This is a genomic window from Streptomyces sp. NPDC002176, from assembly GCF_044903645.1.
In the GTDB taxonomy this organism is placed as follows: domain Bacteria; phylum Actinomycetota; class Actinomycetes; order Streptomycetales; family Streptomycetaceae; genus Streptomyces.
On sequence record NZ_JBJDQW010000002.1, the window covers coordinates 783,259 to 795,935 of the forward strand.

Here is a 12,677-nt window from a genome sequence, read left to right on the forward strand (position 1 = left end):
CTCACTTCCCGTCCAGATACCCCGGTGGAATATTTTCTGGGACCTGAGCTCCGGGGAACGCCTTTCCATTGCCCTTGGGATAATACAATGGCGGCTCCATACCCGAGTGGCTACCACCTGTGCCGCGGAACCTCGGGCCCTTCTGCCATCCAGAAGGCGCCCTGTCGTTCTTGAGCCAGGTCTGATAGCGAGTGACGACGCCATCGGCATCCCGCTCCAGGACGGTGTGATCACCTTCCGCGTCCTTGTGCGGAGGTAGGTCCTCGGCACGGCCACGCTTCGCAGCTTGCTGGCCGCCTTCAGATGCCGGGCAGTTATGAACCAGGACCGGCGCTGTCCCTGCCAGCACAAAGTACGTGTGCAGGCCCTCGATACTGAGGTCGTACGTCACACGGTTCGCCGCATAGGCCCTGACAGCGACGATCCGGGTAGCGGTGCCGGCGCTGCTCTGGAGTTCCTGCCCCGGCTTGAGGTCGCCGGCCTGGGTCCAGGCATTGCGACTGACTTCGTAGAACTGGTGGTGCTTGGTGGTCTGGATCGCTTTCGGGCCCGACTGTGTGGCTACGACGACATCCACATAATCGCGGTCGGTCTTGGTGACGATCGTCCGCTTGACCTTATGCTTCTCCTGCTTTTTCTTGCCGGGTTCGGCCGTGAGGACGTAATCCCCGGCCTTCACCTGGGAGATCGGCTTGGTGAGGGCATTCGCCATCAGGATGCCGGTCGCACCGGTGAAGCTGTGCCGGGGGACAGTGCAACTCGTCGGCTTGTCAGCCTTGGAGGCGTCCGACTTCCGGCCGTACTTGCCTGCCACCGCGCCGAAGACGCCGCCCGTGGCCGCGCCGATGGCGGAGGCCTTTGCCGCGCCGCTCGCGCTGCAGCCCTCCTCGCTGGAGGCGCAGGAGATGCCGTAGCCGACCGCGCCTTCCGCGGCTCCGCCCGCCGCGCCCATGGCCGCACCGTTGAGAACCTTGCCGCCGGCACCGGCGAGCAGTCGGCCCACCGCGCCGGAGGCCGCACCGCCGGCCGCGCCACCGAGGGCGCCGGTCGCGGCGCCGATCGCCACCGATCCGACGAAGCCGCCGACGGACTTGGGGCCGTCGCTCATCATGTAGCCGACGCCATTGGCCACCGCGCCCGCGAGGGCCGCACAGCCGACCGCTCCGACACCCCAGGTCGCGGCGGTACATCCGGCGAAGACCACCACGCCCACCGCGACCGACACGATCGTCGAAGCGTGCTGCTTGACGAAGTTGCTCGTCGCCTTGGCCGCCGCCTTGACGCCCCGGCCGACCTTCTTGATGGCCCTCTTGCCCAGGTTGACGGCCTTGGCGGCTACGTGCTTGACCGCCTTGGCTACCTGCTTGACCTTCTGTTTGACGTGCTGGACGACCTTGTGCGCATAGCGTTTGACGCGCTTGTAGGTGCGTTTGACGTATCTCTTGACCTTCTTGACGCTGTCGTGGACGTAGTGCACGGCCTTGCGGACGGCCCGGTGGACCTTGTGGACGGCCTTCTTGACGGCCTTCTTGATGTGCTTGGCCGCCTTGCGGACCTTCTTGGCGACGGCCTTGGCCGCGTGCTTGGTCTTCTTCCAGGCCGACTTGGCCTTGCTCTTGACCTTCTTGGCGACCTTGTGGAACGCCTTCTTCACGAAGCCGAACCAGTGCCCGGTCGGGTCGACGCCCGTCATCGGGTTCTGGTTGGCGTAGGCGTACGCGTTGGCGTTCACCGAGTCCGGCAGCGGGTCGTTGCTCACCGTGTCCCGGCTGTTGAACTGCCCGGTCTGCGGCGAGTACCAGCGCGCGGCCATGTTGACCTGGGCGGTCTCCGGGTCGGTCCAGCCGGACTGGTACCCGAGGTTGCCCAGCATCCCCGCCGAGGCGGAGACCTTGCCGAACGGCGTGTAGCTGACCGAACCGCTCAGCGTCTCACCGGAGTCGGTGTACTGCGCGACCAGGTCGTCGTGGATGTCGGTCAGGGCCAGCACCGACGACCCGCCCGACTTCACGCCCAGCAGCGAACCGTCGGCGTTGCGGCTGTAGGTGGCCGAGCCGTCGGAGGCGACGTCGTTGCCGTCACCGCTGTACTGGAAGGAGAAGATGTCCGCGCCGACCTTGTCCTTGGCCTTCAGGACACGGTCCAGACCGTCGTAGGTGTACGTCCGGTCGCCCTCGTTGATCACGCGGTTGAAGGCGTCCGCCTTCATCTCGGTCCTGGTCCCGGACTCGTCCGTGATCGAGCTCAGCGTGCCGCGCTTGGTGTACGCGTACGCGCTGTGGCCGTCCGAGGTGAGCCGGTTGCGGGCGTCGTAGGTGTAGGTGTCGCCGCCGACGCGCGTGCGGTTGCCCGAGGCGTCGTAGCCGTAGACCTCCGTGGTGGTGCCGTTGTTCCAGGACGTCAGCCGGTCCGACCAGTCGTAGGCGTAGGTGTTCGTGGACGCGCCCGCGACACCCGTCGTCGTCTTCGACGCGATGTTGTCGTTGGCGTCCCACCCGTAGCCGGTGGAGGACAGCACCTTGCCGGTCGGCGAGGTCAGCTTGTCGTTGGTGATGCGCTTCAGCGCGTCGTAGGAGAAGGAGCGCTTGGACTTGCCGGTGCCGTAGTCGATCTGGGAGACGGCGTTGTCGGTGTTGTAGGTGTAGGTCGCGGTGGAGTCGGTGACGCCGTCCCGGACCGTCTTCAGGCGGCCGGCCGTGTCGTACCCGTAGGTCGACGTGCCGGAGGCGTCCGTGCGGGATGTCATCGCGCCGTCGCCGTTGTAGGCGAACGAGGAGCTGCCCGACGGGCCGGAGGCCGTCAGCAGTGCGCCCCGGTCGTCATAGGTGAAGGTGTCGTTGTCCGTTCCCGCACCGGCGACGGACGTGACCCGGTCGTCGGAGTCGTACGCGAAGGTGTGGTCGGCCGTGGCGGCCTCCGCGCCCGAACCGGACTGCTTCACCAGTCGGCTCTTCGCGTCGTACTCGTCGGTGACGGTCACCCCGCCCGGTGAACGCTGCTCGGCCACCCGGCCGTTGGCGTCGTACACCGTGGTGTAGGTGCGGTCGGCCGCGGCGGGCTGGTCCGGGGTGGACGGCTCGACGACGGACTCGGGCAGCCCCCACTTGTTGTAGGTGGTGACGAACGGGTTGCCCCGGCCGTCGGTGAAGCGGGTGCGGTTGCCCGCCACGTCGTAGCCGAAGGACGTGGTGATCGACTCGGTCGCGGAGACCGGCTCCACCGCCTTGGTCACCAGACCCGTGGGGTCGACGGTGAACGTGGTGGTGTGCCCCCGGCCGTCGGTCAGCGACAGCGGGTTGCCCGCGCGGTCGTAGGTGGAGCTGCTGGTGCGCAGCACCGCGCCGCTCGAGTCCAGGTCGCTGGTGGCGGTCAGCCTGCCGAAGCCGTCATAGGTGTTCTTGGTGCTCGCGTTGTCCGGGTCGGTCGCCGCGAGGACGTCACCGTCCATGGTGTAGGTGAACTTCGAGACGTTGCCCGCCGCGTCGGTCACCTCGGTGGCCTCGCCGAGGGCGTTGTACTTGTACGACTCCGAGACACCCGTCGGGCTCACCCTGCGGGAGAGGTCGCCGCCCGGCGCGTTGTACTCGTTGATCGCCGTGTACGCCCGCTGCGTGGGCTGACGCACGATGTCCGTGCTGGTCAGCTCGTTGCCCAGGTAGTCCCAGGTGGACTCCTGACGTGCGCCGCCCGGGCTGTTCGACGACAGCAGGTCACCGGCCGCGTCGTAGACCATCGTCGACGTGCCGCCGCCCGGCTCGGTGACCGAGGCCACGTCGCCGAGCTGGGTGTACGTGTACGCCGTGCGGTTGCCGAGCGGGTCGACCTCCGCCGTGACCTGGCCGAGCTTGTTGTACTCGTTCCAGGACGTGGCCGTGATCGGGGTGGAGGCTCCCGGCGCGGTGTACTCCGGCAGCCTGGTCGACGTCTCCTGGCCTTCGGCGTCGTAGGCCGTGGTCGTGACGTTGCCGAGCGGGTCGGACGTCTCGGTGGTCTCGCCGAAGGTGTTGTAGCCGGTCATCGAGATCGGGCGGACCGCTTGGGCCGTGCCGCCGCCGGTCTCGGCGTCGACGACCGGCTCGGTGACCACGCTCTGCTGGGCGGCCTCGTCGTAGGCGTAGTCGGTGGTGTTGCCCAGCGCGTCGGTCGAGGACAGCGGCAGACCCCGCTGGTCCAGCTTCCAGGTGTTGGTGTGCACCGAGCTGCCGGCCGCCGGAAGCGTGCCGCCCGCCAGGGCGGACACCTGGGACGCGCTCAGCGCGTCGCCGTAGACCTGTACGTCGGCGATCGAGCCCTGCGCGTTCTCGGCGTAGGTGCCGTTGTACAGGCGTCGGCCGATCTGGAGCGGGCCGGTGGCCTCCCAGGGTGAGGTGAAGGACGTCGTGGTGCCCGACTGGGTGCCGTTGACGTACAGCTTCAGCGAGGCGGACGCCTGGTCGTACACACCGGTGAGGTGGGTCCAGGTACCGGCCTTGGCCGCTGCGGTGCCGGAGCTGGTCCGGACGGTCGCGGCGCCAGCGGCGTCCGTGGAGTGGCGGTTGAAGGTCCAGCCGTAGCCCGTGGAGTAGTAGAGCTGGAAACCGCTGTTGAACTGTCCGTCCTGGGCGAGGAAGGTGCTGTTCGCGGCGGTGGTGCCGAGCTTGACCCAGGCGGAGACGGTGAAGTCGCCGCTGGTGTTGACCGCAGGGCCGTCCGCCTGCCCGTAGGCGGTGGCGGTACCGCCCAGGACGACCGAGCCGCCCTTCTCGGTGGAGCGGGTGACCGAACTGCCCAGTGTCACCTTGCTGTTGCCGCCGGAGGAGTCCTGGGCCGTGAGGCCGCTGGGCTCCGACAGCTTCCAGCGGGCGACCGGAGCGGTGGTGCCGTCGTGCTCCGTGGAGCCGGTGACATTGCCCAGCCGGTCGTAGCGGCTGTCGGTCCGGTCGACGTCACCGGTGGCCGGGTCGGTCTCGGTCTCCGTCACGACGTTGTCATCCGGGTCGTAGGAGACCTTGGTGCTGCGGTTGACGCCGGTCGGGTCGAGGACGGACGAGGCGACGCGGTCGGCGGCGTCCACCGTGAAGGTGGACGTGGTCCGGCCGTCGTTGGTGACCTGCTTGACCAGGTTCCCGGCCGGGTCGTAGGTGTTGGCCTCCTCGACGAACTGCTTGCCGTTCGCCGGGTCCTTGCGGGTGACCGAGGCGGACAGGCCGTCGTCGGTGTAGGTGTACGCCGTCACCCAGCCCATCGCGTCGGTGACCGAGGCGAGCCTGCCCGCCGGGTCGTACGCGCGGGACTCCTGGACCAGCGTGGTCGGCGCCGACGGGTTGTTCGGGTCGCCGGTGTAGCCGAGCAGGCTGGTGGTGAGGGCGCGTCCCTCGGCGTCGAAGGTGTAGGTGTTGACCGTCCCCATCGGGTCGGTCTCCTTCACCTTGTTGCCGTAGACGTCGTACTCGAAGGCCGTCGTGCCGCCGCCGGGGTCCGTCCGCGAGGCGAGACGGTTGTAGGCGTCGTACGTCATCGACGTGGACCGCGAGGCGTCGCCGCCGCTCACGTCGGCCACCGTCTGCGAGAGCACGTTGCCGTCGTCGTCGAAGCCCGTGGTGGTCTTCGCCTGGTGCACCGCGCCGGTGACGCGGTTGGTGACGGCGGGGCTGGTCTCGGTGACGATCTGGTCGTTCTTGTCGTACGTCTGCGAGGTGGTGAGCCCGGACGGCTGGGAGTCGGAGATCTCCGTACGGGAGATCTGCCGCCCCAGCTTGTCGTAGCTGTACGTGATCTTCGCGCCGTTGGCGTCGGTGACCGAGGCCAGGTCGCCGGTGGCGAAGTAGGTGTACTTGGTGGTCCGGCCGCCCGGTGTGGTGACGGTGTCCGTCAGACCGGCCGGTGCCAGCGCGCCGCCGCCCTCGGCGGCCGGGGTGGACGCCGTGGTGTAGCTGGTGCTGGCGGTACGGCCGCCCGGATGCCCGGGGACCGGGGGGCTGGTGACCGACAGCAGGTTGCCGCCGGTGTCGTAGGAATAGCTGGTGAGGTAGGTGTTGTCCGTGGGGCCCGAGGAACGGCCGTCCCGCTCGGTGAGCAGCAGGTCGTTACGGGGGTCCATCGCCGGGAAGGCGGTCGTGGTGTCCGGGTAGTACGTGTAGTACTCCGTGGCGCACTTGTCCGCCGTCGTGTCCTGGCAGCTGGTCTGCGAGACCGTGTTGCCGCGCACGTCGTACCCGGTGATGCTCCGGTTGCCGTTGGCGTCGGTCACGGTGTGCAGGAAGCCGCCCGTGTCGTAGCCGTAGGTGGTCCGGTTGCCCTCGGTGTCGATCGCGGCCAGCAGACGGTTGCCCATCTCCGCGTCGTAGACGTACTTCAGGGTCTTGTTGGTCGGGTCGGTCAGCGTGACCGTACGCACCGGGGCGACGCCGGACGACGCCTTGTACGCCGACCAGTGCTGCTCGACCTGGTCCTCGGTCAGCGGGTGGCCGTAGGTGGCGACCTCGGCGATGGAGCCGTTGAAGAAGCTCAGGTCACCGGGTGAGGCGTCCCAGCTCTTGGCGAAGCCCGCGCCGACGAACGACCGCGTGTTGCTCTGGTCGCCCACCGCGCCGGTGAAGTCGGCCTGCTTGGCGCCGTCCAGGTACATGGTCTGGGTGGTGCCGGAGGCCGACAGCACGGCGTGGTGCCAGGTGCCGTCGGTGACGGCGGCCGTGGAGCCGAAGGCACCGGAACCGGCGGCGCTCCACCAGTGGCCGTGCAGCTTGCCGTCGGTGCCCACGTACAGCAGCGGGTTCCAGGAGCCGGACGGGGTGCCGGACGGCGCCTTCGCCTGGTCGGAGAGGATCACACCGGGAGCGCTGGTCCTGAACCACAGCTCGACGGCGCGGTCGCCCGATCCGTGCCAGGGGGCGTATGGGATCTCCGCGTAGGACGACGTGCCGTCGAAGGAGACGGCGGTCGCGTCACCGGCGCCGAACGGACCGGCCACGCCCTGCGTGACAGTGTTGTAGGTGCCGAAACCGGTGTGCACCTCGTTGGCGGCCTGCTGGGCCGCGAGGGTGTCGGAGAGCCGCCAGTAACCGGCCGGGGCCGAGCCCATCACCGCCGAGCGGTAGACCTGCGAGGAACCGGTGACGGTGGGCGGGTTGAGCTTCCAGGTCCCGCCCTCGGAGTCCGTGGCCTGCTTGACCAGATCGTCGGTGGTGCCGTAGACGACCGACGCCTGGGTCTTGCCGCCCGGCGTGGTGATCTTGTTCAGCAGTCCGGCGGACCGCTTGGCGGCCTGGTACTGCGCGGTGATCACCGAGGGGTCGAGCGGCTCGGAGTAGACCGCGGCCTCGGCCAGCTGGCCCGTGTAGTGCCCGAGCTTGTCGTTCGGGTTCATCGAGGGCCAGCCGTCGGTGTTCACACCGGCGCCGAGGGAGAGGTAGGGCTGCTCCCAGTCGTTGATGGCGCCGCTCAGCGAGCCCTGCGAGGCACCGTCGAGGTACAGGGTCTGGCTGGTGGCCATGCCGGTGAGCACGGCGTTGTGCCACTGGCCGTCGGTGACGGAGGCCGTCGAGGTGATGGTGGACATGCAGCCTGGCGACATGGCCAGGCAGCCACGCAGCTTGCCGTCGGTGCCGACGTACACGGCGGGGGTGTTCTTCTTGGTGTGGCCGACCGGGTCGGAGTCGCTCAGCGGCTTGTCGCCGTAGTAGAAGAGGACACCTCCCGCGGTGGTCGTCTTGAACCACAGCGAGACCGTCATGTACGACGGTGTGGCGCCCGGCGCGCTCGGCATCTCCACGTAGGAGGTGGTGCCGTTGAAGGTGGCCGTCTTCTGGGTGGAACCGGCCAGGACGGACGAACCGCCCAGGGTCACGTTGTGGTAGAGCGCGTTGTAGCGCCCCTGGTTGTTGTCGACGGAGTCCGCCGCGACGGTGGCACCGGACGCCTCACCGAGCCGCCAGTAGGCGTACGGGTCGGCGTCCAGCACCGTGGTGCGGTAGTGGTTGCCGGTGGCGTAGCCGTAGGTGGTGCACTTGGCGGGGGTCGCGGGCGGGCAGACCGAGGTGAGCTGGTCGCCGCTGTAGCCGTAGTTCCAGGTCTGGACCGTGGCGGAGTCGTTCGTGACCGCCGCGTCGGTGGCGACCGTGGCGACGTGCGCCGTGGTGGCGCCGGACGGCGTGTTCCAGGTCAGACTCAGCGAGCGCTGCGACTTGTCGTTGGTGATCTTCGTGAGCTGCTTGGAGGTGTTGTAGAGGAACCTCTCCGTGCGGCCCGCGTAGTCCTTGATGCTGGATATCGCCTTCGTGCCCGCCTTGGCGGTGGACTGGGTGAAGGCGTACTCGGTGAAGTCCTTGTCCGTCAGCGCGTAGCCGTCGGTGACCGGCTGGAGCCGCGCGTACCTGCCGAGCGGGGGCTGGAAGGTGCCGTCGGTGTTGCGGCCGAAGGCGACCTGCTCACCACCGGGATAGGTGATGATCACGCTGGTGACGGTGCCGGAGGGGTTCTTGACCTCGGCGGCCTTCATGTCGGCGACCGTCGACCAGCCCGCGCCGAAGGCACCGTCGACCCGCGGGTCGATGCTGTTGTACGAGCGGTCGATCTCCAGCGAGGGGCCGACCACCTCGACGTCCGCGTCGGAGTCGTCGGTGGTGTAGTTGGCGTCGCTCGGGTCGAAGTCGTGCCCGTCGGTGTTCTGGGCCAGGCCCGAGGTGACCGGCGGCTGGGGCACGGCGGTGGTGAAGCGGCTGGAGTACGTCGTCTCGGCCAGTCCGTCGCTCACCCCCGCGTACCAGGCGTAGTTCTTGGACCACTTGAGCTTGCCCGCCGGTATCTTCCAGCTGCCCTTGGTCAGGTTGCCGGAGGTGGCGACGGGGGTGGTGCTGCCGGAGTCGGCGTCGTACACCTCGAAGCTGTAGGACAGCGCCGCGTTGGGCGCCTTGTCGGCGTCGCTCGCGTAGACGAGCAGCTCCGGCTGGAGGGTGTTGGCCTGGAAGTTCTCCGGCGGGTACGAGGCGTTGACCTGCGGCTCGACATTGGTGCCGTAGGTCAGGTCGAGCGAGGGACGCCAGCCGGAGGTGGCCGAGTCGTCGGAGTGGAACTTCTTCCAGTGCAGCCCGTCACCGGTCGGCGCGGCCAGCGCCAGGCCGTAGTTGATGCCGCCCGCGGCGACCTGGGTGAACCAGGACGTCGACAGCGGCACGGGCATCTTCACCCCGACCCCGGTGCTGCCGGTGGTGTTGGTGCAGGAGGCCCCCGGGTCGGGCGTGGCGGAGCCGATGGCCGCGCCGTAGGACGGGCCGGGGTAGGTGGTGGTCGTCGACGGGGACCAGGACTGGGTCACCGGGTAGACGGAGAACGCCTCCGGGGTACAGGTGGCGGACCACAGCCCCCAGACGTTCAGGGTGGCGGCGGAGACCTGTCGGCCGGCGATCGTCGAACCCAGCGACGAGAACTGGAGGAAGGAGTTCGCCTTGGTCGTGCCCGCGTCGTACGAACCGACCTTGATCTGGTTCTCCGCCGAGCGGTTGGAGCTGTAGTCGTTCTGGACGTACGTCGCCTGGCTGGCACCCATGACCGTCGTCGGGTCGACAGTGACCGGGTAGACCCGCTCGGGGTCGTCCAGCCAGGACCGGTCGGCGGTCATCCGCAGCGCGGGTTCGCCGTCCACAGTGGTCAGTTCGTAGCTGACCTCCTGGGACCGGGCGCCGTCGCCGGAGCGGCGGTCGATGCGCGAGTCCTCCATGTAGGCATGGGGGACGGTCGCGGCCACCTTGCCGTCGGCGCCGGTGAACTCGACGTCGCCGTTCTCGGCGATGCGCGGGGTCAGCCCCTTCGCGTCCAGCGCGAACAGCCAGGAGTTGTCCGCGTCCTTGGAACGCAGGACGAGGTTCTCCTTGAAGCCGTCCGCGATCGGCGCGAGCTGCACATCGGTGCCGGGCAGGGCGTCGGCGTAGCGGAGGGTGCCGTTCTCGTCCTTCGACGCCGCGGTCTCGCGGGCGCCGATCAGGGAGTACGCGACCGAACTGCCGTTGCCGAGGCCGAGGGAGGCCAGGCGGTCGTCGGCCGCGTCAGGGGCGAAGTCGACGTCGACGGAGTTGGCGGTCTGTTCGAACCGGCCGTCGTCGCCCTTCCTCAGGCTGGTGTCGATCGGCTTCCAGGTGCCGTCCGCCGACTTGAAGTTGGCCCTTACGTCGTAGTGGCGGACGGTGGTGGAGCCGTCGGCGTTGACGAAGTAGTCGGAGGTCGCGGTGGACTTCCTGGCGTCCCGCTCGCTGGTACGGGGGTTGAAGCTCTTCGCCGAGGCCAGGGCCTTGGTGGTGGCCTTCTGGGGGCGGCTCGTATGGCGCTGGTAGGCGCCGAGTTCGCCCTTGCCCCGGCCCGGCTTGTGACCGGCCGTGTGCTGGGTGCTGGTGGCCGCCGCCGAGGCGTGGTGGCTCTTGCCCCGCGCGGTGCCGCCCTGCTGGTCAGGGGTGTCGAGGGAGGAGCTGTGGGCCCACTTCGCCAGTCCGGCGAAGGAGAGTTCGGGCATGCTCAGCGCGGGCAGGGTGGCACCGGTGGCCGCCGCTGTCTCGGTGGTGAGCATGAAGGAGAGGGAGACAAGTACGGAAAGAGCCGTAGCCCTCGCTCGACGTCTGCCGGAACCGCCCGGCGGGAACAAGCGAGGGCTACGGACCCAGCGAACACGCATGGGAGAGCCTTAACTTAAGAAGTCAACAAAACTTCGTAAGTTTTTCTTATCTTCGATCACTTGATCCACATGAAGCCCTTACCTTTAGCTGATCTTTACTTCAACCTCCCGCGCGGCACCGGCGGAAGACGGCGTGAAGTCGGCGCGACAAAAAAAATCGGCGGCGGACGGAGATGCTCCGTCCGCCGCCGACCGTGCCCGGATCAGCCCGTGATGATCAGCCCGTGATCAGCAGAACCCCCAGCAGCACAGCCCCCGCCACCACCGGTGCCAGGATCTCGTAGGCCCACCGGACGGTGACCTCGCCGCGGGCGTGCTCGGCCTGGGCGTGCTTGTCGTGGAGGTCGCGGAGGTCGTCCATGATCTTGTCGGTCTCGGCGCGGATGGGACCGGCGGGGGCGGCCTGCGGGGTCGGGGTGCCGAAGGCGGAGAGGGAGGCGCCGCCGCCGAAGAGGCCGCCGCCCCTGCGTCCGCCGCGGTCCCCGCGGGCCGCCTCCGCGGCCGCCCGCGCCTGCTTGTGCGAGGCGCGCTTGCGGGCGCGCAGGGAGACCGGGATCGCCCACAGCTGGTACTTGGCGCCGGACGTGGCCAGCGCCTCGTTGGAGAACCCGGAGCGGAAGGAGTCCAGCTCGCCCCACGGCAGGGTGATCATGCGGAACGGGTTGCGGACGCGCAGCCGTTCCTCACCGGCGAACACGGCGGGCCGCAGCGTGAAGGCCGCCACCAGCGGCACGACCAGGAGCATCACGGCCAGCGCCAGCCACGGCGTCCGGCCGTGGCCCCGGAACAGCGCGTCGCAGCCGAGCCAGACGACGAGGGCCAGCACGAGTACACCGCCCACGAGTCCCATGGGCGAGCGGTAGATCCGGTCCCTGGCGGCGGGCGACACGGGCCGCGACGCGGGTGACTGGTGGTCCGGGGTCGTCATGGCCCCGATTGTGCACGAAGGGGACGCGACCGCCACCACCTGCCCCGAGAGAGGAACGCATCCGTGACCTGCGGCGGTGTGACCCCGCACAACCCCACCCCTGGGGCTATACAGCCGCTACGCGCGTAGATATGCTCGTCTGGTGACCATGCCCACCACCACACCCCCCGCACAGGCTTTCGCCGACGTCACCGCGTCCGACAGCACGCTGCGCCGCTTTCTCCACGGGCTGCCCGGCGTCGACGCGGTCGGCCTGGAGGCGCGTGCCGCGTCGCTCGGTACCCGCTCGATCAAGACCACCGCGAAGGCGTACGCCATCGACCTCGCCATCTCGATGGTCGACCTGACCACGCTGGAAGGCGCGGACACCCCCGGCAAGGTCCGGGCGCTCGGCGCCAAGGCGGTCCACCCGGACCCCACGGACCGGACGAGCCCGACCACCGCCGCCGTGTGCGTCTATCCCGACATGGTGGCCGTCGCCAAGGAGGCCGTCGCCGGTTCCGGCGTCAAGGTCGCCTCGGTCGCCACCGCCTTCCCGGCCGGCCGTGCCGCGCTCGCCGTGAAGCTGGCCGACGTGCGTGACGCGGTCGCCGCGGGCGCCGACGAGATCGACATGGTCATCGACCGGGGCGCGTTCCTCGCGGGCGACTATCTCAAGGTGTACGACGAGATCACCGCCGTGAAGGAAGCCTGCGGGACGAACGCCCGGCTGAAGGTCATCTTCGAGACCGGCGAGCTGTCGACGTACGACAACATCCGCCGGGCGAGCTGGCTGGGCATGATGGCGGGCGCGGACTTCATCAAGACGTCCACCGGCAAGGTCGCGGTCAACGCCACCCCCGCCAACACCCTGCTGATGCTGGAGGCGGTGCGCGACTTCCGCGCCCAGACCGGCGTCCAGGTCGGCGTGAAGCCCGCGGGCGGGATCAGGACCACCAAGGACGCGATCAAGTTCCTGGTGCTGGTCAACGAGACCGCGGGCCAGGACTGGCTGGACAACCACTGGTTCCGCTTCGGCGCCTCCTCGCTGCTGAACGACCTGCTGATGCAGCGTCAGAAGCTGGCCACCGGCCGCTACTCCGGCCCCGACTACGTGACGGTGGACTGATC

Annotated in this window: 3 protein-coding genes; 1 reads left to right on the top strand and 2 read right to left on the bottom strand. The window is 69.0% G+C overall.

Going from position 1 to position 12,677, the window contains the following annotated elements:
* Window position 1 precedes the first annotated feature (1 nt).
* A complete protein-coding gene (locus tag ACI2LY_RS11825; RefSeq protein WP_404707020.1) occupies window positions 2-10,534 on the bottom strand; it encodes a LamG-like jellyroll fold domain-containing protein in 10,533 nt (3,510 codons plus the stop codon).
* Between the two features lie 322 nt (window positions 10,535-10,856).
* On the bottom strand, window positions 10,857-11,567 hold the full coding sequence (locus tag ACI2LY_RS11830) for a PH domain-containing protein (RefSeq protein WP_404707021.1): 711 nt from the start codon (window positions 11,565-11,567) through the stop codon (window positions 10,857-10,859).
* A 148-nt stretch (window positions 11,568-11,715) separates the two neighbouring features.
* Here ACI2LY_RS11830 and deoC point away from each other — a divergent pair, with 148 nt between their 5' ends.
* A complete protein-coding gene (gene deoC, locus ACI2LY_RS11835) occupies window positions 11,716-12,675 on the top strand; it encodes a deoxyribose-phosphate aldolase (protein ID WP_404707316.1) in 960 nt (319 codons plus the stop codon).
* The last annotated feature ends 2 nt before the right edge of the window (window positions 12,676-12,677 follow it).

What these genes read in the sequence shown, in the direction of transcription:
- deoC (WP_404707316.1), top strand. Translation starts at nt 11,716, where the DNA reads ATGCCCACCACCACACCCCCCGCACAGGCTTTCGCCGACGTCACCGCG.
- ACI2LY_RS11830 (WP_404707021.1), bottom strand. Translation starts at nt 11,567, where the DNA reads ATGACGACCCCGGACCACCAGTCACCCGCGTCGCGGCCCGTGTCGCCC.
- ACI2LY_RS11825 (WP_404707020.1), bottom strand. Translation starts at nt 10,534, where the DNA reads ATGCTCACCACCGAGACAGCGGCGGCCACCGGTGCCACCCTGCCCGCG.